At 49.5% G+C, this 24,630-nt stretch carries 22 protein-coding genes and 2 pseudogenes; 8 read left to right on the forward strand and 16 right to left on the reverse strand.

Features of this window, described 5'->3' with window-relative positions:
* Both RTW80_RS31420 and RTW80_RS16720 read left to right on the forward strand, forming a co-directional pair.
* Entirely contained in the window at positions 1-57 is a 57-nt protein-coding gene (locus RTW80_RS31420; protein ID WP_003032489.1) for an IS1 family transposase, read from the forward strand.
* 16 nt (positions 58-73) lie between these two features.
* Positions 74-577 (forward strand): annotated as a pseudogene (locus RTW80_RS16720) (pentapeptide repeat-containing protein); the annotation flags it as partial.
* Between the two features lie 153 nt (positions 578-730).
* On the opposite strand, the gene RTW80_RS16725 reads toward RTW80_RS16720, so the two are convergent.
* The 3 genes from RTW80_RS16725 to soxR all read right to left on the reverse strand — a co-directional run bounded on the left by RTW80_RS16725 (position 731) and on the right by soxR (position 4,891).
* A complete protein-coding gene (locus tag RTW80_RS16725) occupies positions 731-2,380 on the reverse strand; it encodes a Na+/H+ antiporter (RefSeq protein ID WP_000402207.1) in 1,650 nt (549 codons plus the stop codon).
* 151 nt (positions 2,381-2,531) lie between these two features.
* Positions 2,532-3,881 (reverse strand): guanine/hypoxanthine transporter GhxP, encoded by a 1,350-nt coding sequence (gene ghxP / locus RTW80_RS16730; RefSeq protein ID WP_000106882.1) that lies wholly within the window; start codon positions 3,879-3,881, stop codon positions 2,532-2,534.
* 545 nt (positions 3,882-4,426) lie between these two features.
* Positions 4,427-4,891 carry a redox-sensitive transcriptional activator SoxR gene (gene soxR / locus RTW80_RS16735; protein WP_000412428.1) on the reverse strand — a complete coding sequence of 155 codons (465 nt, stop codon included), beginning with the start codon at positions 4,889-4,891 and terminating at the stop codon, positions 4,427-4,429.
* Between the two features lie 85 nt (positions 4,892-4,976).
* Between soxR and soxS the strand changes: the two genes are divergently transcribed.
* Complete coding sequence (gene soxS / locus RTW80_RS16740; protein WP_000019358.1) at positions 4,977-5,300, forward strand: superoxide response transcriptional regulator SoxS; 324 nt, start codon at positions 4,977-4,979, stop codon at positions 5,298-5,300.
* Positions 5,301-5,302: 2 nt separating this feature from the next.
* Here the strand turns inward: soxS and pdeC are convergent, their stop codons facing one another.
* Positions 5,303-6,889: a c-di-GMP phosphodiesterase PdeC gene (pdeC, locus tag RTW80_RS16745; protein WP_000019548.1), complete on the reverse strand. Its 1,587-nt coding sequence runs from the start codon at positions 6,887-6,889 to the stop codon at positions 5,303-5,305.
* Positions 6,890-7,318: 429 nt separating this feature from the next.
* Between pdeC and RTW80_RS16750 the strand changes: the two genes are divergently transcribed.
* Positions 7,319-7,600, forward strand: a complete 282-nt coding sequence (locus tag RTW80_RS16750) for a YjcB family protein (RefSeq protein ID WP_001295689.1) — start codon at positions 7,319-7,321, stop codon at positions 7,598-7,600.
* A 98-nt stretch (positions 7,601-7,698) separates the two neighbouring features.
* Here RTW80_RS16750 and ssb1 read toward each other — a convergent pair whose 3' ends face one another.
* Positions 7,699-8,235 carry a single-stranded DNA-binding protein SSB1 gene (gene ssb1, locus RTW80_RS16755; protein ID WP_000168305.1) on the reverse strand — a complete coding sequence of 179 codons (537 nt, stop codon included), beginning with the start codon at positions 8,233-8,235 and terminating at the stop codon, positions 7,699-7,701.
* 254 nt (positions 8,236-8,489) lie between these two features.
* Between ssb1 and uvrA the strand changes: the two genes are divergently transcribed.
* Entirely contained in the window at positions 8,490-11,312 is a 2,823-nt protein-coding gene (gene uvrA / locus RTW80_RS16760; RefSeq protein ID WP_000357740.1) for an excinuclease ABC subunit UvrA, read from the forward strand.
* 34 nt (positions 11,313-11,346) lie between these two features.
* Here the strand turns inward: uvrA and RTW80_RS16765 are convergent, their stop codons facing one another.
* The 3 genes from RTW80_RS16765 to aphA form a co-directional block, all read right to left on the reverse strand.
* Positions 11,347-11,703 (reverse strand): MmcQ/YjbR family DNA-binding protein, encoded by a 357-nt coding sequence (locus RTW80_RS16765; RefSeq protein WP_000155657.1) that lies wholly within the window; start codon positions 11,701-11,703, stop codon positions 11,347-11,349.
* 3 nt (positions 11,704-11,706) lie between these two features.
* Positions 11,707-12,123 (reverse strand): secondary thiamine-phosphate synthase enzyme YjbQ, encoded by a 417-nt coding sequence (locus RTW80_RS16770; RefSeq protein WP_000270375.1) that lies wholly within the window; start codon positions 12,121-12,123, stop codon positions 11,707-11,709.
* Positions 12,124-12,278: 155 nt separating this feature from the next.
* Entirely contained in the window at positions 12,279-12,947 is a 669-nt protein-coding gene (gene aphA / locus RTW80_RS16775) for an acid phosphatase AphA (RefSeq protein WP_044073394.1), read from the reverse strand.
* Positions 12,948-13,348: 401 nt separating this feature from the next.
* On the opposite strand from aphA, the gene RTW80_RS16780 reads away from it, so the two are divergent.
* Positions 13,349-13,735 (forward strand): hypothetical protein, encoded by a 387-nt coding sequence (locus RTW80_RS16780; RefSeq protein WP_001339137.1) that lies wholly within the window; start codon positions 13,349-13,351, stop codon positions 13,733-13,735.
* A 338-nt stretch (positions 13,736-14,073) separates the two neighbouring features.
* Here the strand turns inward: RTW80_RS16780 and tyrB are convergent, their stop codons facing one another.
* The 3 genes from tyrB to dnaB form a co-directional block, all read right to left on the reverse strand.
* Positions 14,074-15,267 (reverse strand): aromatic amino acid transaminase, encoded by a 1,194-nt coding sequence (gene tyrB / locus RTW80_RS16785; protein ID WP_000486988.1) that lies wholly within the window; start codon positions 15,265-15,267, stop codon positions 14,074-14,076.
* A 252-nt stretch (positions 15,268-15,519) separates the two neighbouring features.
* Complete coding sequence (gene alr / locus RTW80_RS16790; RefSeq protein ID WP_001147328.1) at positions 15,520-16,599, reverse strand: alanine racemase; 1,080 nt, start codon at positions 16,597-16,599, stop codon at positions 15,520-15,522.
* Positions 16,600-16,651: 52 nt separating this feature from the next.
* Complete coding sequence (gene dnaB, locus RTW80_RS16795) at positions 16,652-18,067, reverse strand: replicative DNA helicase (protein WP_000918363.1); 1,416 nt, start codon at positions 18,065-18,067, stop codon at positions 16,652-16,654.
* 82 nt (positions 18,068-18,149) lie between these two features.
* Between dnaB and RTW80_RS16800 the strand changes: the two genes are divergently transcribed.
* Positions 18,150-19,133 carry a quinone oxidoreductase gene (locus RTW80_RS16800; protein ID WP_000235509.1) on the forward strand — a complete coding sequence of 328 codons (984 nt, stop codon included), beginning with the start codon at positions 18,150-18,152 and terminating at the stop codon, positions 19,131-19,133.
* Between the two features lie 165 nt (positions 19,134-19,298).
* On the opposite strand, the gene pspG is transcribed toward RTW80_RS16800, so the two are convergent.
* From pspG to RTW80_RS16815, 3 genes and pseudogenes are all read right to left on the reverse strand, one after another.
* Positions 19,299-19,541, reverse strand: a complete 243-nt coding sequence (pspG, locus tag RTW80_RS16805; protein ID WP_000891404.1) for an envelope stress response protein PspG — start codon at positions 19,539-19,541, stop codon at positions 19,299-19,301.
* A gap of 133 nt (positions 19,542-19,674) precedes the next feature.
* Positions 19,675-20,712, reverse strand: a complete 1,038-nt coding sequence (dusA, locus tag RTW80_RS16810; RefSeq protein WP_001329186.1) for a tRNA dihydrouridine(20/20a) synthase DusA — start codon at positions 20,710-20,712, stop codon at positions 19,675-19,677.
* 362 nt (positions 20,713-21,074) lie between these two features.
* Positions 21,075-22,096, reverse strand: a pseudogene (locus tag RTW80_RS16815) (DUF2713 family protein).
* A 318-nt stretch (positions 22,097-22,414) separates the two neighbouring features.
* Here RTW80_RS16815 and zur point away from each other — a divergent pair.
* A complete protein-coding gene (gene zur / locus RTW80_RS16825; protein ID WP_001295691.1) occupies positions 22,415-22,930 on the forward strand; it encodes a zinc uptake transcriptional repressor Zur in 516 nt (171 codons plus the stop codon).
* Positions 22,931-22,971: 41 nt separating this feature from the next.
* Here zur and RTW80_RS16830 read toward each other — a convergent pair whose 3' ends face one another.
* Complete coding sequence (locus RTW80_RS16830) at positions 22,972-23,181, reverse strand: CsbD family protein (protein ID WP_001030593.1); 210 nt, start codon at positions 23,179-23,181, stop codon at positions 22,972-22,974.
* A gap of 115 nt (positions 23,182-23,296) precedes the next feature.
* Positions 23,297-24,622, reverse strand: coding sequence for an MATE family efflux transporter DinF (dinF, locus tag RTW80_RS16835; protein ID WP_001301116.1), 1,326 nt, complete (start codon positions 24,620-24,622; stop codon positions 23,297-23,299).
* Positions 24,623-24,630 lie beyond the last annotated feature (8 nt).

The raw sequence follows: 24,630 nt of genomic DNA on the forward strand, positions 1-24,630 counted from the left end.
GTGGAGCTGCATGACAAAGTCATCGGGCATTATCTGAACATAAAACACTATCAATAAGTTGGAGTCATTACCAGCGCCATATGTTAATTTATTTAAAGCCGACCTTAGTTTCTCTAAACTCGATTTAATTAACTTTGAACATGCTGATCTGTCTCGCGTCAATCTGAACAAAGCAATCCTCCAGAATATAAACTTAATTGATAGCAAACTCTTTTGTACGTGGCTAACAAATACATTCCTCGAAATGGTTATATGTACCGACTCTAATATGGCTAATGTTAATTTTAATAATGCCAATTTAAGCAATTGCCATTTCAACTGTTCTGTTTTAACAAAAGTCTGGATGTTTAATATCCGTCTCTATCGTGTTAATTTCGATGAGGCTAGCGTCCAGGGAATGGGTATTACCATTCTCCGTGGTGAGGAAAATATCTCCATTAATAGTGATACCCTGGTAACACTACAGAAATTCTTTGAAGAAGATTGTACCTCTCATACTGGCATGTCACAAACTGAGGATAATATTAATGCAGTCGCTATGAAGATTACTGCAGATATTATGCAACACGCAGATTGAGGTTAAGTCGAAGAACAGCCAATGAATTGACTTTACAAGAGAGATAACTTATTTGTTTTAGAATCATGAATGTTAGCCCGAGCTAACCTGTTAAAGGTGCAAAAGATTGCACCTTTTTCAGATTACCTCGGGCCTGGTTACGTCGCTTTCGGCTTACTGATTTTCCTCAATTAGCAACGCTTCAAGCAAATCGAGATCGTGCAGTAATTTTTGCAGCGTTTCGTTGCTGATCTCCCGCGTGGCGCGCAGGTGGTAAAGTTCAGCACGTTCAGAACGCAATGCCGCCAGACGGAAGCGACGCTCAAGGTTCTCTTCCTGCACGGAACTTTCAACGTCGTTACGTCCATCGGCGCGACGACGCAGGTTACCAATGACGCGAGAACTGACCTCCGTAAGCAGCTGGTTATCGATATTCTCTTCGGTATCCGCCGCCAGACGCTCCTCCATTTTCTGGATCGCCACAATCGCCACTTCTGCCGTTGCCGCTCGCGCAATACGTTCCTCTTTCAATTGTTGCGAATGGTCCGCGACTTCAATGTGTTGTAGCAGAATAGGCAACATCACCACGCCGACAAACAGCGAGAAGAGAATGACGCCAGCCGCCAGGAACACCAGCTCATAGCGCGCCGGGAAGACGTTACCATCCGGCAAGAGCAGCGGGATAGAGAGCACACCGGCCAGAGTGATCGCCCCACGCACCCCGGCGAAAGACGCGATCAGGATTTCTCGTGTGGTCCACGAACCAAACTCCATCGGCTTCTTCTTCAGGAAGCGGTTGCTGAACTTTTTCATCGTCCACAGCCAGCCGAAACGGACCAGCATCAGCGCCGCATATATCAGAATAATATCGGTAAACAGCATCCAGATTTCGACGTTAGGGTCGATTTCTGCCGCCATCAGCGACGTCTCCAGAATACCCGGCAGCTGCAGACCTAACAGCAGGAACACCATGCCGTTAAAGACAAATTCCAGCATCGCCCAAGTGCTGTTTGCACGCAGGCGCATTGCCAGCGGCGCACGGCGCATCACACCGGAGCGGGTGATGGTCATCCCGGCGGCAACCGCAGCGAGGATGCCCGAAACGCCAATATGTTCGGCAATCAGATAAGAAGCGAATGGCAGCAAGAACAGCAGAACGATCTGCGTCGCGGGTTCATCACCGCCCCAGCGGCTGAGGAATCGCAGCGAGCGACCATACAGCCAGCTCACCACAAAACCAGCGAGAATACCGCCAATGGCTACTTTCATAAATTCGACCGTTGCACCGCCAACGGTGAAGATCATCGTCCCCATCGCCACTGCCACGGCAAACTTCAACGACACCAGGCCGGAGGCGTCATTCATCAACGCTTCGCCCTGCAAAATGCCCATGATTTTTTTCGGGATGCGCCCTTCGCCAACAATCCCGGAGAGCGCCACAGCATCGGTCGGAGAAAGCACCGCCGCCAGCGCAAAGGCGGGGATCAGCGGAATGCCCGGCACCACCCAGTAAATAAGGAAGCCAATGCCGACCACGGTGACCACCACCAGCGCCAGTGCGAGGCCGAAAATCTCTCGACCATGTTCAAGAAATTCACGGGTCGGCGTTTTCCAGCCATCAGCGAACAGCAACGGCGGGATAAACAAGACTAAAAAGAGTTCAGGATCAAACTCCACATGCAAACCAAACGTCGGCCACGCCAGTAGCGCACCGATGGCGATTTGCATAAGCGGAAGCGGGATCTGAAAGGGCATGACACGAGTGACCACCCCGGACAGCGAGACCACGAGGGTCATTATCAGTATGGTGAAGAAGATTTCCATGCGTTCCCTGTTTGCGATGTTTTTTTATGACCTGAGAAAAGCGTTATGCCTGAATTCTCATTTTTTCAGAATATCGCAAAAGCTCACACAATGTGCGGAGAAAATAAAAACGGGCAGCCATTGCCACCCGTTTTCAGAATCCGATGAAAGATTAGATAGCCCAGCCACCCGCATAGAAGGTCACCAGCGCCACGGCGATAACGACCGTACCGATGTTCAACTTGCGCCATTCGCCGGAAACCAGACGCCCAATCACCAGAGTCGCGAAGCCGATCATGATGCCTGTTACGATGTTACAGGTCAGCACGATGAATACCGCCGTAACCAGACCCGCCATCGCATCAACAAAATCAGCAAAGTCGATTTTCGCCACGTTGCTCAGCATCAGCAGGCCAACGTACATCAGCGCCGGAGCCGTTGCATACCCCGGAACGAGGTAAGAGAGCGGAGAGAGGAACAGAATCAGCAGGAACAGCACGCCAACGGTGATAGCCGTCAAACCGGTTTTACCGCCCGCCGCCGTACCCGCCGCAGACTCGATGTATACCGCTGCCGGAGCTGCACCCACCAGGCCAGAGAAAACGCTGCTCATGGAGTCAGTGGTCAGTGCTTTCCCACCGTCGATAATTTGCCCATCTTTATCCAGCAGGTTCGCCTGGCCGGCGACGGCACGGATAGTTCCGGTGGCATCAAATACTGCCGTCATTACCAGCGCCAGAACGCTTGGCAGGACTACAGGATTCAGCGCGCCCATAATGTCCAGGCTGCCAATCAGTGAGTTGCCGTTTTCATCGCTCAATGAAGGCATGGCGAAAACGCCGGAGAAATGGACGTTAGGATCGAAGATCAAACCGACAATTGAGATACCGATAATGGTCAGCAGAATGCCACCAGGGACTTTCAGTTTTTCCAGGCCGATGATCACCGCCAGACCTACCAGTGACATAATCACCGGGAAGGTCGCGAAATCACCCAGCGCAACGGGCAGACCATCAAGCGGGTTTTTAATCACCAGACCGACACCGTTAGCGGCAATGAGCAGCAGGAACAGACCGATACCAATCCCCGTGCCGTGCGCCACACCGTGCGGCAAGTTGCGCAAAATCCAGCTACGGATACCCGTGGCAGAAATTACCGTAAACAGCACACCCATCAGGAACACGGCACCCAGCGCGACAGGTACGCTAATATGTTGCCCCAGCACCAGGCTGAATGCGGTAAATGCCGTCAGGGAGATGGCGCAACCAATCGCCAACGGCAGATTAGCCCACAGACCCATCACGATAGAACCGAGTCCGGCAACCAGACAGGTTGCAACGAAAACTGCCGCAGGCGGGAAGCCTGCTTTACCCAACATACCTGGAACGACGATGACCGAGTAGACCATCGCCAGAAACGTTGTTAACCCGGCAACCACTTCCTGACGGACAGTGCTTCCACGTTGTGAAATTTTAAACCAGGCGTCGAGTGAACCGCCGGTACGCGCTGATGGCGTAGACATAAGAAAACATCCCCTGAGAGTTTAATTTTCGTCAAGATGCGTGGCGGACAATCCCCTGCCAGCGAAACGTTATCTTCCTGCTCCAGGTTTGCGACAATTTGCTGCGTCGCAAAAAAGCAAACGTTTAGCTCCGCGCATACAAAACGGGTGGTAAAAAAAGCAAACGATTATCCGGCGATCATAGCGGCTTTTTCAACCGAAGTTTGCTGCTTTTTTCTCTTTTATTGTCTTGACGATGAAAAACCAGGCAATTGATGCGCAAACGTTATCGTCGGTGCGCAAGATTGCAGCGTTATCGAGCCGTATACCGTTCAGGATTGCGATAAAAAATCGTCTGAGATGACAAAAATATTGCGGTTAAAAAGTATACTTTTACACTGGCGAAGAAACGTCGGTGACATACAATTAAAGCATCAACACCAACCGGAACCTCCACCACGTGCTCGAATGAGGTGTGTTGACGTCGGGGGAAACCCTCCTGTGTACCAGCGGGATAGAGAGAAAGACAAAGACCGGAAAACAAACTAAAGCGCCCTTGTGGCGCTTTAGTTTTGTTCATCTTCCAGCAAGCGTGCGCCGGTACCTTCTTCTCCTAAGCGGTCGCCCGGGTTACGCAACGGGCAATCACTGCGCGAAAGGCAGCCACAACCAATACATCCGTCCAGTTCGTCACGCAGCGCCACTAAGGTATGAATGCGCCGATCCAACTCTTCTCGCCATTGGGACGAAAGCTGTTTCCACTCTTTCGCACTTAACGTATGCCCTTCGGGCAACACGCCAAACGCTTCACCAATGGTCGCCAGCGGAATGCCAATACGCTGAGCAATTTTGATAATTGCAACATATCGCAACACATCACGTTTATATCGCCGCTGATTGCCGCTGTTACGGATACTGGTAATCAACCCTTTACTTTCATAGAAATGCAGCGCCGATACCGCCACACCGCTGCGTTTCGCCACTTCGCCGGGGGTTAGCAGCGCTTTAATGCGGGGTAATTTCTTTTCCATAAATCGCTTTACCTCAAGTTAACTTGAGGAATTATACTCCCCAACAGATGAATTAACGAACTGAACACTGAAAAGAGGCAGATTTATGTCCCATCAGAAAATTATTCAGGATCTTATCGCATGGATTGACGAGCATATTGACCAGCCGCTTAACATTGATGTAGTCGCAAAAAAATCAGGCTATTCAAAGTGGTACTTGCAACGAATGTTCCGCACGGTGACGCATCAGACGCTTGGCGATTACATTCGCCAACGCCGCCTGTTACTGGCCGCCGTTGAGTTGCGCACCACCGAGCGTCCGATTTTTGATATCGCAATGGACCTGGGTTATGTCTCGCAGCAGACCTTCTCCCGCGTTTTCCGTCGGCAGTTTGATCGCACTCCCAGCGATTATCGCCACCGCCTGTAATTTTATTGCCCGCGCGTTAACTCCCGCGCGGGTAATTGCTCCATCCATTGCATAAACACCTGCGGCGGCATCGCCTTCGCAAAGAACCATCCCTGGCAATAGCGCACGCCGCGTTTGCGCAGCCAGTTAACCTGCTCCTCAGTTTCGACGCCTTCAGCGATCGTTTTTAACCCCAGGCTGTGCGCCAGCTCGATGATGTGTTCCGCAATCAAATGACTGGTTTTGTGGGTGGTCAGCGTTTCAACAAACGATTTGTCGATTTTCAAAATATCGACATTCAATGATTTAAGGTTATGCAAGTTAGAGTAGCCAATACCAAAATCATCAATTGCCACTTCGTAACCTGCCTGGCGGAAAGCCAGAATAATCGGCGTCATTTTGTCAACATCAAGAAATGCATGCTCAGTCACTTCAAATTTAATTTGCTGCGGACGCACCGCGTATTGCTCTGTTTTCTGATTGATTCGCGCTATCAACCGTGACGTATGAAAATCGGAGGCCGACAGGTTAATAGAAACATAGCGATCTGCATGTGTTGCCAGGTAATCGCCCAGATCGCGGAAGACATTATCAATAACATAATCAGTTATCTGTTCTATCATCCCCTCCTTTTCTGCCAGCGGAATAAACTCTGCCGGATTCATTATTTGCCCCTGCTCACCAGGCCAACGTAACAACGCTTCAGCGCCGATACATTTTTCTGTTTTGATATCGATTATTGGCTGGTAATAAAGACAAAGTTGATGTTTTTCGAGGGCGCGTTGCAATTTACGTTTGGGAGATAAATAGTTTTGTCGAATACGTAGCCAGAGTAATAGCAGAACAAGACTCCCCAAAATACCGGCGGGCAACGCAAAAATAAGATGATTATAAAAATGGGTTATAAGACGTTGATATGAAGTCGCAACAATGGCTGCAATTGGGCGTTTTGTCGAATAAACTGTCGCATATAAATAGCCATTTCTTTGTACGGTTAAATCCTTCAAATGAATCAGCGGAGAAAACGTTGCTGCCGAGGCCTCTTTGCTTAACGAGAAAAAGGTTTTCGTCACCGTATCATACACACCCCATTGCAATGTCGGGTCATCAGACATCACTTCACTCCAGAAGAGAGGGTTGATAACCGCCACATAATTTCCCCGCTGCATATAGGTCATTTTATAGCCAGAGAAAAAAGGCGTATCGCGGTAATAATAGATAGAAACGTTAGGTTCACGCTTATAATCGGCCGGTGCAATCGTATAGCCGTTTACAGGCGCTATCAGCGATGAGCATAAAAAATGGTTATCACGGGCATAGATCAATTCATTAATATAAAGATAGCCACGAATAATATTCAACATTCGCTTTTGATGGGCTGGAGTGCAAACTTGCCCCTGATAGCGTTCAGCTGCATCGCTCACTAAATCTGCCTGGCGAATGACCAGCTCGGATTTATCCAGTGCCAGTTGAGCAAAGGTTCGGAGCTGATTATTCACTTCTGATTTTGCCCAAAGGAAGGCAATCCATAGCGAAAGAATGATGGGAAAGAGAACTAAAAAGATAATGCCCGGCAACGCCAGTAATTGGTGTCGTGCACGATGACTCATTGCTATCAATTTCCTGCCTGTTTATACCCGGCCATTGCAAGGTGAAAACCCTGGGTACCGACGTCTTTAGATAAATCTTACGGTATAAATAGCACTTTTGCCTGATTTGAAATTGATACCTTTCTAATCGTCACCTGGATGAAAATAATTCATTGATATTCAAAATTAATTTCCTACAGGAATGCAGAGGCGGCGGGAAGATATGCCCTTAATGCCACTGAAAAACCACATAATCTGTACAGCAATAAAAGTCACGGCCTAATATGGCTAACAAACAATCAATTGTGATATAGTTCACAAAATTAATGAAACAAACAGAGTGTTTCATTTTTGTGTTCTGCAAGCCCCGCGATAGCCAGAGTGTACCACGCCTCCCGTGAACAACGCCGCGCTGTCCAGGGCATCGGCTCTTTTCAGAGGAATTGTTTGATGGCTACCCTCACCACTGGCGTGGTTCTTCTTCGCTGGCAACTTCTTAGTGCCGTAATGATGTTTCTGGCCAGCACACTCAACATCCGTTTTCGTCGGTCTGATTATGTCGGGCTTGCGGTGATCAGCAGCGGTCTGGGCGTTGTTTCCGCCTGTTGGTTCGCAATGGGGTTGCTTGGCATCACAATGGCGGACATCACCGCTATCTGGCACAACATCGAGTCGGTGATGATAGAAGAGATGAATCAGACACCGCCACAATGGCCAATGATTTTGACCTGATACGTAGAAGCCTCCATAACGGAGGCTTCTTTTTTATGGCTGGCAGATGCTTTAATCATCCACCTTAAAACAATATAACCTATTGTTTTAATGACAAATCAGAACGGAATGTCATCATCAAAGTCCATCGGCGGCTCGTTAGACGGCGCTGCCGGAGCGGACTGCTGCGGGCGAGACTGCGCGCCGCCGCTGAACTGATTGCCACCCTGCGGCTGCTGAGGCTGACCCCAACCGCCCTGCGGCTGACCACCACCGATATTACCACCTGCCGGAGCGCCACCACCCTGACGACCACCCAGCATCTGCATGGTGCCGCCAACGTTCACCACGACTTCTGTGGTGTAGCGATCCTGACCGGATTGATCGGTCCATTTACGGGTACGCAGCTGACCTTCGATATAAACCTGAGAACCTTTACGCAGATATTCGCTGGCCACTTCTGCCAGTTTGCCGAACAGCACAACGCGGTGCCATTCAGTCTGCTCTTTCATCTCGCCGGTCGCTTTATCACGCCAGGATTCGGAAGTAGCCAGCGTAATGTTGGCAACTGCGCCACCATTTGGCATGTAGCGTACTTCCGGGTCCTGACCCAGATTACCAACGAGAATAACCTTGTTTACGCCTCTGCTGGCCATGTTCGTGTCTCCTGAAAAAAAATCGTTCTGAATAAGTGTAAACGCGCGATTGTACCATTACCAATAGCGCTTTTACTATGTTGTGACCTCGGTTCCGGGAAACAAACCTGGCCAGACATTGTTACACAACACTCCGGGTAATGCATTCCAATACTGTATATTCATTCAGGTCAATTTGTGTCATAATTAACCGTTTGTGATCGCCGGTAGCACCATGCCACCGGGCAAAAAAGCGTTTAATCCGGGAAAGGTGAATGGATAAGATCGAAGTTCGGGGCGCCCGCACCCATAATCTCAAAAACATCAACCTCGTTATCCCCCGCGACAAGCTCATTGTCGTGACCGGGCTTTCGGGTTCTGGCAAATCCTCGCTCGCTTTCGACACCTTATATGCCGAAGGGCAGCGCCGTTACGTTGAATCCCTTTCCGCCTACGCGCGGCAGTTTCTGTCACTGATGGAAAAGCCGGACGTCGATCATATTGAGGGGCTTTCTCCTGCCATCTCAATTGAGCAGAAATCGACGTCTCATAACCCGCGTTCTACGGTGGGGACAATCACCGAAATCCACGACTATTTGCGTTTGTTGTTCGCCCGCGTTGGCGAGCCGCGCTGTCCGGACCACGACGTCCCGCTGGCGGCGCAAACCGTCAGCCAGATGGTGGATAACGTGCTGTCGCAGCCGGAAGGCAAGCGTCTGATGCTACTCGCGCCAATCATTAAAGAGCGCAAAGGCGAACACACCAAAACGCTGGAGAACCTGGCAAGCCAGGGCTACATCCGTGCTCGTATTGATGGCGAAGTCTGCGATCTTTCCGATCCGCCAAAACTGGAACTGCAAAAGAAACATACCATTGAAGTGGTGGTTGATCGCTTCAAGGTGCGTGACGATCTTACCCAACGTCTTGCCGAGTCATTTGAAACCGCGCTGGAGCTTTCCGGTGGTACCGCGGTAGTGGCGGATATGGACGACCCGAAAGCGGAAGAGCTGCTGTTCTCCGCCAACTTCGCCTGCCCAATTTGCGGCTACAGTATGCGTGAACTGGAGCCGCGACTGTTTTCGTTTAACAACCCGGCGGGGGCCTGCCCGACCTGCGACGGCCTTGGCGTACAGCAATATTTCGATCCTGATCGAGTGATCCAGAATCCGGAACTGTCGCTGGCTGGTGGTGCGATCCGTGGCTGGGATCGCCGCAACTTCTATTATTTCCAGATGCTGAAATCGCTGGCAGATCACTATAAGTTCGACGTCGAAGCGCCGTGGGGCAGCCTGAGCGCGAACGTGCATAAAGTGGTGTTGTACGGTTCTGGCAAAGAAAACATTGAATTCAAATACATGAACGATCGTGGCGATACCTCCATTCGTCGTCATCCGTTCGAAGGCGTGCTGCATAATATGGAGCGCCGCTATAAAGAGACGGAATCCAGCGCGGTACGCGAAGAATTAGCCAAGTTTATCAGTAATCGTCCGTGCGCCAGCTGCGAAGGGACGCGTCTGCGTCGGGAAGCGCGCCACGTGTATGTCGAGAATACGCCGCTGCCTGCTATCTCCGACATGAGCATTGGTCATGCGATGGAATTCTTCAACAATCTCAAACTCGCAGGTCAGCGGGCGAAGATTGCAGAAAAAATCCTTAAAGAGATCGGCGATCGTCTGAAATTCCTCGTTAACGTCGGCCTGAATTACCTGACGCTTTCCCGCTCGGCAGAAACGCTTTCTGGCGGTGAAGCACAGCGTATCCGTCTGGCGAGCCAGATTGGTGCGGGCCTGGTTGGCGTTATGTACGTGCTGGACGAGCCGTCTATCGGCCTGCACCAGCGTGATAACGAGCGCCTGTTGGGTACGCTTATCCATCTGCGCGATCTCGGTAATACCGTGATTGTGGTGGAGCACGACGAAGACGCAATTCGCGCCGCTGACCATGTGATCGACATTGGCCCGGGCGCAGGTGTTCACGGCGGTGAAGTGGTCGCAGAAGGTCCGCTGGAAGCGATTATGGCGGTGCCGGAGTCGTTGACCGGGCAGTACATGAGCGGCAAACGCAAGATTGAAGTGCCGAAGAAACGCGTTCCGGCGAATCCGGAAAAAGTGCTGAAGCTGACAGGCGCACGCGGCAACAACCTGAAGGACGTGACGCTGACGCTGCCGGTGGGTCTGTTTACCTGCATCACCGGGGTTTCAGGTTCCGGTAAATCGACGCTGATTAACGACACGCTGTTCCCTATTGCCCAACGCCAGTTGAATGGTGCGACCATCGCCGAACCGGCACCGTATCGCGATATTCAGGGGCTGGAGCATTTCGACAAAGTGATCGATATCGACCAAAGCCCAATTGGTCGTACTCCGCGTTCTAACCCGGCGACCTATACCGGCGTGTTTACACCTGTGCGCGAACTTTTTGCGGGCGTACCGGAATCCCGTGCGCGTGGTTATACGCCAGGACGTTTCAGCTTTAACGTCCGTGGCGGACGCTGCGAAGCCTGTCAGGGCGACGGTGTGATCAAAGTGGAGATGCACTTCCTGCCGGACATTTACGTACCGTGCGACCAGTGTAAAGGTAAACGCTATAACCGTGAAACGCTGGAAATTAAGTACAAAGGCAAAACCATCCACGAAGTGCTGGATATGACCATCGAAGAGGCGCGTGAGTTCTTTGATGCCGTACCTGCACTGGCGCGTAAGCTGCAAACGTTGATGGACGTTGGCCTGACGTACATTCGCCTGGGGCAGTCCGCAACCACCCTTTCTGGTGGTGAAGCCCAGCGCGTGAAGCTGGCGCGTGAGCTGTCAAAACGCGGCACCGGGCAGACACTGTATATTCTCGACGAGCCGACCACCGGTTTGCACTTCGCCGATATTCAGCAACTGCTCGACGTGCTGCATAAACTGCGCGATCAGGGCAATACCATTGTGGTAATTGAGCACAATCTCGACGTGATTAAAACCGCTGACTGGATTGTCGACCTGGGACCGGAAGGCGGCAGTGGCGGCGGCGAGATCCTCGTCTCCGGTACGCCAGAAACCGTCGCGGAGTGCGAAGCTTCGCATACGGCGCGCTTCCTCAAGCCGATGCTGTAATCGTTAAGGCCGCTTTCTGAGCGGCCTTTTCCTTTCAGAGTTGCACCAGCAATTTACGTTTTTCTTCCGGCAGCAAATTCACCGCCTGCTGATAAGACGCATCCACCAGATAATAGATTTGCGAATCTGGCAGCGAACCGTCGAGATACACGGTGCTCCAGTGCGCTTTATTCAGATGGCGGCTTGGACGCACATCGCTGTGCTGCTGACGTAGCAGCTCCGCCAGCTCCGGGCTGGTTTTCAGCGAAACAGCTGGGCGATTTTCTACTTCTTTCACCATCGCAAACAGTACATCTTCCACTTTGATCTGCGTCGCTTTCCAGTCGTTATGCACGCTCTGTTCTGCGCCTGGTTTTGCCATGCAATATTGTAGCAACTCCGAAATGGTCATTTTTTACTCCCCTTGTAGTGTCGCGATGATGCGACGCGATCCGCCGTGGATGCGATGTTCCCCCAGCCAGATGCCTTGCCAGGTGCCGGTCTGAATACGCCCTTTATGTACCGGCAATACAAGCGATGTTCCCAGCATTGAGGATTTGATATGAGAAGGCATATCGTCTGCTCCCTCATAGTCATGCTCATAATTTCCGTTGTCGGGAACGGTGCGGAGGAAAAAACGCTCCATGTCGTGGCGTACGGTGGGATCGCAGTTCTCATTAAGTGTCAGAGAGGCGGAGGTATGTTGCAGCAACAGATGCAGTAAGCCGATGTTAACGCGCGGCATATCAGCCAGCTGATTCAGAATTTCATCCGTTACCAGATGAAACCCACGAGATTTGGCGCTAAGCGTGAGCGTCTTTTGATACCACATGTGCTGCTCCTTGATAAAACTCTCTTAATCAGTTTGCAGCAAGACAGCGAAAGGATAAAGGTGTGATTAAAAAAACAGCATTCGGGAGAGCATCACGCTCTCCCGCTCTGTCAGTATTCTGAATTGACGATCACCTCTTCACCAAACGCACCCGCTTATGGCAAGGGTTTGTAGGTAGAGTTGGAGGCGCGCAGAATGCGGATACCACGAGCGCCGATATCGCGTGCGGCGGTAATATCGTTATCGGAATCGCCATAAAAAATTCGGATATTTTTATCCTGCAGCCATTGCGATTTTGTATTTTGCCCTGGTTTATCGCCCGCAAAGATTACTGGATTCATGTTGGTGGCAGGAATATGAAAATTATCCGCCAGCGTTTTTGAAACCGTTTCTGTTTTCGTCGGGCTACGACCAGTCACAAAGAAGATCGCGTCACCGCGGCGTACATGCATATCAATCAGCTGGCGAGCGACCTCTTTTGGAATGCTGAATTCATCCCAGCCATTGTTCATTTTTTCCCAGAACACAGGATTTTTCAGATAATCTTCGCTTTCTGGTGAGAAGGTTTTTTTGCCGCGCCAGAAGCCCGGGCTGGAAAAAAGTACCGTGTCATCGATATCAAACCCCACCGCCATTGGCGGACGCCCTGCGAGGCTATTTTCAATTTGTGCGACCGAAACCCAATGAATTGGTGCCTGTTCAGCAAGCCTGGCAACGTTAGTCCCAGGGTTAAGCGGTGAAGGAGATGAGGCCAGGGCAACAGCGGAACTGTTTAGAGCGAACAATAAGCAAACGGCACTGATTGCCTGTGTGATCTTGCGCATATTTTTCCCTAAATAGTCAGTATGTTGAAACTTTTTATTGTGAGATTTGTTGCAAAAACCATCTGACCATAACGCCAGCTGCCGGGGAAAGGAAGGATTATCTGCGGTTTTTGTGATGAAAAGCAGGATGATTATATTTAACCCAGTAAATACGTTCCTGTCTTTTTTTGTATAAAAAATGTTTATTACTCGATGTAAGGATACATTAATTTTACGTTTATTATGATGAATCCTCTGCAAATGAGCGAAATTTGAAAGAACATTTATCTGCTGTACGATTTAATGAACTTAATGATACAGCATTACAAAAACAATCGAAGTTTATAAAGATGATTCCTGATTGACCAGAACCCTATCCTACAATGGTGACTAATTTTATTACTCCCGATGGAGATGATGATATGAATATATCATATGTGAATAGCAACAAAACGACATCTTTACCTGTTGAGCTAGATGCACTAAATAATAAAGATACCTCTTATGCCAAAGATTTTTCTTATGCTAAAGATTTCTTTTTATACATAGAAACACAGTTAAAAATTGCAAAAGATTTTTGTAGACCTGGAGAAGAAGTATCAAGTTCTATTGCAAGTAAAGTTTTTCACGCATTTATTGATTTAGTTAACAAAATCAGGGGTAAGAAAGACTTTATGTATATTTGCACGCTTTGCTGTTTTGCCGAGGAGGTTAAAGGTGATTATTCTCATTACAGGACCTTTTTATTTGATATTGGTAATCAATATAAGGTTAAACTTACACAAAGCGGAAAAAATAGCTCTCTTTAACATTAGAATTTAACGATACTATAATTGAATCTCAGAAAGTCACAGGTAATAAGGCAAAGCATATTCTTGAGGATATAGAAATATTCTATCGTAACAAACCCGATACTTATTATTAAATTTAATAATGGTTAGATGTGCAGAAATTATTACTCCACACGAAAAAATAGGGAAAGGAATTCCAGATAATTGGGATAAACTTAACAATAAAAGAACTGACAACGTTTTATTATCTCTCACGTAGAACAACGGCATCAAAAAAATCATCTACAAAGAAATAGTGAAAGCGACGACAGTTTAATTTCACTGCAGGCTGGGTAACTCCAGCCTGCTTTCCTGCATTACATCACCGCAGCAAACGCCTTTGCCACACGTTGTACATTTGCCGTATTTAACCCGGCGACACACATGCGACCGCTGGCGATGAGATAGACACCAAATTCTTCACGTAGTCGGTCAACCTGAGCGGCACTTAAACCGGTATAACTGAACATGCCGCGCTGATTAAGCAGATAATCGAAATTGCGTTCTGGCATCTCTGTGCTTAATACCTTCACCAATTCCTGACGCATTGCCAGAATGCGAGTACGCATCTCTTCTACTTCCGCCAGCCAGCTGGCTTTCAATGCCTCGTCATTCAGCACTGCAGCCACCACCTGCGCACCAAAATTCGGCGGGCTGGAGTAGTTGCGGCGAACTGTTGCTTTCAATTGCCCCAGTACGCGGCCAGCGGCTTCGGCATCTTCACACATAACAGAAAGTCCGCCGACGCGCTCGCCGTAAAGGGAGAAAATTTTCGAGAACGAATTGCTCACCAGAGCGGGTAATCCAGCGCTGGCAATGGCGCGAATAGCGTAGGCATCCTCTTCCATACCGGCACCAAATCCTTGATAGGCAATATCGAGGAATGGAATAAGCTCGCGGGCTTTGAGAATTTCAATCACCGCATCCCACTGATCATTAGTGAGATCGGCACCCGTTGGGTTGTGGCAACATGGATGCAGCAACACAATACTGCGGGCAGGTAATGTTTTCAGCGTCGCCAACAGGTCATTAAAGCGCACGCCGTTAGTCGCTTCGTCATACCAGGGGTAAGTACTCACTTCGAATCCAGCCCCGGCGAATATTGCTACGTGGTTTTCCCAGGTAGGATCGCTGACCCAGACGCCTGATTCCGGGAAGTAGCGTTTCAGGAAATCCGCGCCCACTTTCAATGCCCCGGAGCCGCCAAGGGTTTGAATGGTTGCTACGCGCTGTTGTTTCAGTACCGGATGGTCCGCACCAAACAGCAGCGGCGCAATGGCATGGCGATAGCTGTTAAGCCCTTCCATCGGTAAATAAAGCGAAGCGCCATGAGGCTGCGCATTCAGGCGCGCTTCCGCCTCCGCCACGGCTTGCAGTTGTGGAATAATTCCGTCTTCGTTGTAGTACAGACCGATACTTAAATTCACTTTGTCGCTGCGAGGGTCTTCTTTAAAACGCTCCATAAGCGTAAGAATCGGGTCGCCAGCGTAGGCGTCAACTTTTTGAAACACGCGATGGTTCTCCAGGTTTACGGGCAGGTGGTTAAAACACAATAAACCGGAAGAAGGCGAAGATCGAGTGGATGTTCAGGAGCGAACGGCAATTAGCAACAGAGTGAGACTCATGACAAACGTACATCCGCCAGAGGCACGACCTTTATAAGAGCATGAAAGAACATCAACTTATTGAATTTTTAGGATTTTATTGGCCGGATAAGGCATTCACGCCGCATCCGGCACAGACAATCAAATATTACAGAACGATTAATCCACGTATTTCATCGCGACCCTTGAAGTCAGGCGCGTAATAAGTTCGTAAGCGCTTACTTTCGTCATTTCAGCGATACGTTCTACGGGCAAACCTTCGCCCCATAAAATGACCGGATCCCCGGCTTTGTCCTGCGCCTGTGGACCTAAGTCTACGCAGATCATATCCATCGCCACGCGCCCGACAATCGGTACTTCGCGACCGTTCACCAGCACTGGCGTACCGGACGGCGCGGCGCGCGGATAACCATCGCCATAGCCCATCGCGACTACGCCAAGACGGGTATCACGTTCGCTTACCCAGGTTCCACCATAACCAACAGGTTCTCCGGCTTTATGCTCACGCACGGCAATCAGGCTGGAGGTTAGTGACATCACTGGCTGACAGCCAAAATCGGCACCGGTGGAGCGATCTTCCAGCGGCGAGACGCCATAAAGAATGATGCCCGGGCGCACCCAGTCAAAATGCGACTGTGGCCACAGCAGAATGCCACCCGATGCGGCAATGGAACGTTGACCAGGTTTGCCTTCGCAAAAGGTATTAAAGATAGCGAGTTGTTTCTCGGTTGCGCCACATTTTGGTTCATCCGCGCGCGCAAAATGGCTGACGATATTCACCGGCTGACGAACGTTTTTGCACTGGGTCAGGCGATGATAAAACGCCTCAGCCTGTTCCGGCCTTACGCCCAGACGGTGCATACCGGTATCGAGTTTCATCCAGACGGTAACCGGCTCGTCCAGGCTAGCCTCTTCCAGCGCAGCCAGCTGTTCTTCGTTATGCACGGCGGTATGAAAATGTTGCGCAGAAATCGTCGGCAGATCTCTGGCATCAAAAAAGCCTTCGAGTAACAGTACAGGTTTGGTGATTCCCCCCGCACGCAGTCGCAGAGCTTCTTCGAGACGGGCTACGCCAAAGGCGTCAGCATCGGGGAGCGTTCGCGCGGTCTCAAGAAGACCGTGACCATAAGCGTTCGCTTTCACCACCGCAACCATTTTACTGGCAGGGGCCAGTTCACGAAGACGTTGCAGGTTGTGTCGCAGAGCGCGGCGGTTAATCACAACAGTTGCCGCTTGCATTTGTGTTCCTTGATAAGTGTTTGCTTTAATTACCTAATTCATAAAATAATTATTATTCGTCGTCGTACTGCGGCCCCGCATAGTTGTCGAAGCGCGACCATTGACCGTTAAAGGTCAGGCGTACCGTCCCGATTGGGCCGTTACGTTGTTTACCGATAATAATTTCCGCGATGCCTTTTAAATCACTGTTTTCGTGATACACCTCATCACGATAGATAAACATGATCAAGTCCGCATCCTGCTCGATAGAGCCAGATTCACGCAGGTCGGAGTTGACCGGGCGTTTGTCGGCACGTTGTTCCAGAGAACGGTTCAACTGGGACAGCGCCACCACCGGCACGTTCAGTTCTTTCGCCAGTGCTTTCAGCGAGCGAGAGATTTCTGCAATTTCCAGCGTACGGTTATCGGAAAGCGCCGGTACGCGCATCAGTTGCAGGTAGTCGATCATGATAAGCCCGATGCCGCCGTGTTCACGGGCAATACGGCGTGCGCGGGAACGCACTTCCGTTGGCGTCAGGCCGGAGGAGTCATCGATATAGATATTGCGTTTTTCGAGCAAAATACCCATGGTGCCGGAAATGCGCGCCCAGTCTTCATCATCGAGCTGCCCGGTACGGATTTTAGTCTGGTCAACGCGCGACAGCGACGCCAGAGAACGCATCATAATCTGTTCTGAAGGCATCTCCAGCGAGAAGATAAGTACTGGTTTATCCTGCAACATCGCCGCGTTTTCGACGAGGTTCATCGCAAATGTTGTTTTACCCATCGACGGACGCGCGGCGACGATGATCAAATCCGACGGCTGCAAGCCAGCGGTTTTTTTGTTGAGATCGTCATAACCGGTGTTTACTCCAGTAACGCCATCGTGTGGCTGCTGAAACAACTGCTCAATACGCGCCACGGTTGCGTCGAGCACATCGGCGATGTTCTTCGGCCCTTCGTCTTTGTTTGCACGACTTTCGGCAATTTTAAAGACGCGGGATTCAGCAAGGTCCAGCAGATCTTCGCTGGTACGCCCCTGCGGATCAAAACCGGCTTCAGCAATCTCATTCGCAACCGAGATCATCTCACGGACAACGGCACGTTCACGCACGATGTCAGCATAAGCACTGATGTTCGCCGCACTTGGCGTATTTTTTGACAGCTCTGCCAGATAAGCAAAACCACCGACGCTATCGAGTTGCCCCTGGCGTTCCAGCGATTCCGCAAGAGTAATTAGATCGATAGGGCTACCGCTTTCCTGCAAACGCGCCATTTCAGTAAAGATATGACGGTGTGGGCGGGTGTAAAAATCGTCTGCTACCACACGCTCGGCTACATCATCCCAGCGTTCGTTATCTAGCATTAAACCGCCCAACACCGACTGCTCCGCTTCGATCGAGTGCGGAGGCACTTTCAGCCCGGCAACTTGTGGATCGCGTTCGCGGGGTTCAGCCTGCTGTTTGTTGAAGGGTTTATTTCCTGCCATAGTGAATGGAGTTACCGAGATAAAGAATGGGTCGAAACTTTACCATATGAAGCAGACCCTGACGATACGTTCTGGAGGACACATGGCAACACGAATTGAATTTCACAAGCACGGTGGCCCGGAAGTACTTCAAGCCGTAGAGTTCACTCCTGCCGATCCGGCGGAGAATGAAATCCAGGTCGAAAATAAAGCCATCGGCATCAATTTTATCGACACATATATCCGCAGCGGCCTTTACCCGCCGCCATCGCTACCCAGCGGATTAGGCACCGAAGCAGCAGGCATCGTGAGTAAAGTCGGCAGTGGTGTAAAGCATATTAAGGCAGGCGATCGTGTAGTCTATGCGCAGTCGGCGTTAGGCGCTTACAGCTCTGTGCATAACATTATTGCGGATAAAGCGGCGATTCTGCCTGCGGCAATTTCTTTTGAGCAAGCTGCGGCATCCTTCCTGAAAGGCTTAACGGTTTATTATCTGCTGCGCAAAACCTATGAAATTAAACCCGATGAGCAGTTCCTGTTCCACGCAGCAGCTGGCGGCGTTGGCTTGATTGCCTGCCAGTGGGCAAAAGCCCTGGGCGCGAAACTTATCGGCACCGTAGGAACCGCGCAAAAAGCGCAGAGCGCGCTAAAAGCGGGCGCGTGGCAGGTTATTAACTATCGTGAAGAGAATCTGGTCGAGCGGTTAAAAGAGATCACCGGCGGTAAGAAAGTGCGCGTGGTGTACGATTCCGTGGGCAGAGACACCTGGGAACGGTCGCTGGATTGCCTGCAACGCCGCGGCTTAATGGTGAGTTTTGGCAACTCATCAGGTGCGGTTACCGGTGTGAACTTAGGCATTCTCAATCAGAAAGGCTCGTTGTATGTGACACGCCCTTCCCTGCAAGGCTATATCACCACGCGGGAGGAATTAACCGAGGCCAGTAATGAACTGTTCTCTTTGATTGCCAGCGGTGTGATTAAGGTCGATGTCGCCGAGCAGCAGAAATATCCGCTGAAGGATGCGCAGCGTGCGCATGAAATTCTGGAAAGCCGGGCAACGCAAGGTTCCAGCCTGTTGATTCCATAAAAGAAATAGGGCTTCCACCTGGGAAGCCCTTTCTTTTTATAGTTCGGCTGTATGTAGGGTACAGCACGATGAATCTGTTAGAGGCGCAATAGTGACAGATTTGATTATCAATTCCTATTTTGTTCTAAGGATAAAACCTTAGGTTGTGATCATCCGCACAATCCCTTAGTAACGCCAGCGGTCATAACGCTGATATTTCGGCACTTTTGGTGCTTTAATCGCCTTAATAACCCACACCACCGCAATCGCCAGTAGTAACCACGGCAGCAACTTAATCATCAATGCCAGCATACCGCCGAGGAACATAATGGCCGTCGCCACAACCAGCGCGGCGATAATGCCCAGCAACGAAACGCCGGTGACCATCAGCATGACAAAAAAGCCAATCACAAAAAGTAGTTCCAGCATGATGCACTCCCAAATATGAAATCTCTTGCTGGCATTACAAGAATCATGCCAAAAATAATCTATTGATTTAACAGCAAAACGCCCCGCGACGGTGCGCAGGGCGTGGTGAATTTGACTATTTTTTGGTGAAAAGTTAACGCTTATCCGCCACCAGTTTGAGCGCGTGTTCCAGCACATTAATGTCTGCACCCGCTTTATGGGCATTTTCACTTAAATAACGCCGCCACTGCCGCGCGCCAGGAATACCCTGGAACAAGCCCAACATATGCCGGGTAATATGACCGAGATACGTCCCCTGGCTGAGTTCACGCTCAATGTACGGATACATGGCGCGCACTACCGCCACCGGATCGGCATCGATATCCGAGGAACCAAAGATCTCCCGGTCTACCGCCGCCAGAATACCCGGATTCTGATACGCCTCGCGCCCGACCATCACGCCATCCATATGTTGCAGGTGTGCTTTGGCCTCTTCCAGCGACTTGATACCACCGTTAATCGACATTGTCAGATGCGGAAAGTCACGCTTCAGTTGATACACACGCGGATAATCGAGCGGCGGGATCTCACGGTTTTCTTTCGGACTTAACCCCGAAAGCCAGGCTTTACGTGCATGGATGATGAACATCTCACACTCGCCTTTGCCGGAAACGGTGTTGATGAAATCGCAGAGAAATTCATAGCTGTCCTGGTCGTCGATGCCAATACGCGTTTTCACCGTCACCGGAATCGACACCACATCGCGCATCGCTTTCACGCAGTCGGCAACCAGCTGCGCATTACCCATCAGACACGCACCAAACATGCCGTTCTGCACCCGGTCAGACGGGCAGCCGACATTCAGGTTGATCTCATCATATCCACGCGCTTCTGCCAGCTTCGCACACTGTGCCAGCGCCGCCGGATCGCTACCGCCGAGTTGCAACGCTACCGGATGTTCTTCTTCACTGTACGCCAGGTAATCACCTTTACCGTGAATAATCGCCCCTGTGGTCACCATTTCGGTATACAGCAACGTATTGCGGGAAAGCAGACGCAAGAAATAGCGGCAATGTCTGTCCGTCCAGTCGAGCATTGGTGCAACGCTAAACCGACCACTCCAGTGAACGTCAGTTTTTTCAGGCATTGCGCTGGTTTGGTTGATTTTTTGCATTTCAGAATTACCGTGCATTTTCAAATGTAGAGATTATTTTATCGATATATCATGGGGTTATGTTATTCAGCATCACTGTTCAGGAGGCTCAATAACGGGGTACTATACCATAACAACAGGAAGCGCCTGTCTCATTGCAAAAGAAAATTGAGATCCTCTCAAGGCATGAAGCTCTCACGAAGTGATGGAAATAATCTTATTAGCCGTTAGCTTTGTTAAGGCCAATGATAAACAATCCAGGTTCGACGATAAATAAAAATCACACATTAAACTCCGGTGATATCTCTCCCTGCTAATAGCACTGATAGAGAAAAAAAGAACCCAATAAGCATTGGGTTCTTTTATGTAATGCCTTCCATACCATCGAAGAACTTCACATATTATTTCTCCGATTTAACCCCGAATAAATCATAAATTAATTTAGAAGTGTCTGTATATATTTTAATCTTTTCCTTTGAGTTTGGGTCAAACGACTTAGCAAAGTCAATTAATTTCGGTGCAGCATCTCGCATTTTGCTTAAAATATCAGGGGCGAGCTTTCCTTCATTCACCAGATGTGACATCTTATCCAGATAGCCATCAAAATTCATTTCTCCCCCATCTGCCAGACGCTTCATCTCTCCCAGGTACTTCTTCATATCACGTTGAGATAACTCTTCAAACTGAGCTGTCAGATAGTTCTCATTATCATCATTAATATTCACTTTTTCTGCTCCTGCTAAATCTGTGTAGGCACTAGAGTATGAAAGTGAAATCAACAGCGAAGCGAATAATTTTAAGCTGTTGTCATCATATTCCTGACATGCATTAACAAACGTTAAAAAACCAGAACCTATTGCTTGCAAATGTATATTCGCTAAAGGTTCATTATCTTTAGATTCCTCATAAAAAAGCTGAACCGTGGAGGGAAGGCCATTCTTGGTTTCTACATCAAAAGTATATCGTTCTATGGGCGTTGCATCTTTATTATCCTCAGGATTACATATACTATTAATCGCAAAATGAAAAATAGCCCGATCAACAACTGATGCAATAAATTCACGATCGTTTAATTCCTCATCAGTGCAATCTCCAATATACTTATTAACCCACTCTTTGAGATTAGTTATTTGCTCAATTAAAAACACATTTTTTTACGTGCATGCCATAAATTATGAGTGATTCTTTGAATAAACAAATCTATTTTTGCAATAATTATATCCCGATGACGCAGCGCTGAATAATCAATAGACTTACCATATATATTATTTAATTTATCTTTGATTGTACCTCTATTATCTAATTTATCGTTGGTTGCATCTATATTATCTAATTTATCTTTGGTTGCATCTTTATTATCGAATTGATTTGAATTGAGTGTTTTATTAAAGTATCCAGTTGCACCGGGTATTATCTTCAACATGATTCATCTACCTTTTTTGTCGTACCGTGTCCTCCTTATAAGTGTTTTGCCATCTGGTAACTATCAAAAATCGCTCATAATTTTCTGAACTACAGGTATGCGAACAACCCCAGTTAAATAAATAGCGAGTTAACTTGAAGCAATTTATTTAAAAATGAATTATTAATTATTATCGTGTTGATAATGGTACGACCAGGCAACACAACACCTTACGTACAAAACAGAAAAGCAACATTACGGCAACAATAAGGGTTCTCGGTGTTTTTCCTGGAACATGGTAAAGTAAGGACATTCTTAACCCCCACTTTGAGGTGCCCGATGGAAAAGACCACAACGCAGGAGTTATTAGCGCAGGCTGAAAAAATCTGCGCGCAGCGTAATGTGCGCCTGACCCCACAGCGCCTGGAAGTGTTGCGCCTGATGAGTCTGCAGGATGGCGCTATCAGCGCTTATGATCTGCTTGATTTGCTGCGCGAAGCTGAACCGCAAGCCAAGCCGCCAACGGTTTATCGCGCGCTGGATTTTCTGCTTGAGCAAGGTTTTGTGCATAAGGTGGAATCCACCAACAGTTATGTGCTCTGCCATCTGTTCGACCAGCCCACCCATACGTCAGCTATGTTTATTTGCGATCGCTGCGGCGCGGTGAAAGAAGAATGTGCAGAAGGCGTGGAAGACATCATGCATACGCTGGCGGCAAAAATGGGGTTTGCCCTGCGGCATAATGTGATTGAAGCACATGGGCTCTGTGCGGCATGCGTGGAAGTGGAAGCGTGTCGTCATCCTGAACAGTGCCAGCATGATCACTCTGTGCAGGTGAAAAAGAAACCGCGTTAAGAGGGCGTACATCCTTGTACACGTCGGGCAGGAGGGATTAATTACCAGCGATATTCATTGCGGGTTTCCCAATCCACGACCTCTTTTTCTGCCTGATCTTTCTGATAACCATAACGTTCCTGGATTTTACCGACCAGTTGATCACGTTTACCTTCAATGATCGTCATATCATCATCGGTCAGTTTGCCCCATTGCTCTTTCACTTTACCTTTAAACTGTTTCCAGTTACCGCCGGCTTCATCTTTATTCATAATCAAGACCTCATCGTTAGGTTGTGAATGAGAGTACGTTCACTTTTCTTCTGAACGTGAGATTAAGTGTAGTCAGCAATTTGGCTTAGGATAATTTATTCAGAATTTTTAACCGTCACGTTGCGGCAAACCAGGTACCGTTACGCCAGTGACGCCGCCAGATAGCCGCCAGAGAAAGCCCGCGCAACGCCAGAAAGACGGTTAATGCCAGCCACAAACCATGATTACCCAGCCACGGCAGCGTAAGGAGCGTCAGCGCAAAACCTGCGGCGGCCACCGCCATACTGTTACGCATTTCGGCGGCACGCGTTGCGCCTATAAACATGCCGTCCAGCAGATAACACCAGACGCCAACCAACGGCAAAATCACCTGCCAGATAAGATAGCGGTCAGCCAGCTGCTGAATCTGGGTTAACGACGTCAGCAACGCAATGATGTGTTCCCCTGCCAGCAAATAAACCACCGAAAACAGTAACGCTACAATCCCCGACTGGCGGCACGCTGCCCGCCATACATCCAGCAACTGGCTACCGTCGCGCGCACCGTATGCCTGACCGGAGTGCGCTTCAACCGCGTAGGCAAAACCATCAAGCGCATAGGCGGTAAAGGTGAGTAGCGTCATCAGAACCGCGTTAACAGCGATAATGTCACTCCCCAGTCGCGCACCAAGTACGGTGATCGCGCCGAAACAGAGTTGCAACAACAGCGAACGCAGCATGATATCGCGGTTAAGCGCCAGCAAGCGACGGAAGTTTCCTCGCCAGGCAGTTTTCAGCATTTCGCCGGAAATTCCGCGTAGTTTGAGGATTTTACGCACCATTAGCAGACCAATCAGCAATGTTGCATATTCCGCAATAACCGTCGCCAGCGCCGCGCCCTGCACGTTCATATGCAGCCCCATCACTAGCCAGACATCCAGCACAATGTTGAGGATATTGCCGACCACTAACAAAATTACTGGCGCACGGGCATATTGCACGCCGAGTAACCAACCGAGTAATACCAGATTCGCCAGCGACGCCGGTGCGCTTAACCAGCGGATTTCAAGAAAGCGCCGCGCCTGTTCCAGGACTGCTTCACTACCGCCAACAATATGCAGAGCCAGATCGATAATCGGTGTACGCAGCAGCGCAATTAACGCCCCAGCCCCCAACGCCAACAGCAACGGTTGCACCAGCGCACGGGCTAATGCCTGAGGATTTTTGGCACCATAAGCCTGCGCAGTCAGCCCGGTGGTGCTCATGCGTAAAAACAGCAACAGCATAAAGAGAAAGCTGGTCGCCGTTGCACCAACCGCCACGCCGCCCAAATAAACCGGGCTATCAAGATGACCAATTACCGCCGTATCGACCAGTCCCAGCAACGGAACGGTGATATTGGAGAAAATCATGGGTAAGGCGAGATGCCAGAGTGCTTTATCAGATGAAGTGAGGAATGCCATGCAGACAA

This window comes from Escherichia sp. AM3 (genome assembly GCF_032029835.1).
Taxonomy (GTDB): Bacteria; Pseudomonadota; Gammaproteobacteria; order Enterobacterales; family Enterobacteriaceae; genus Escherichia; species Escherichia coli.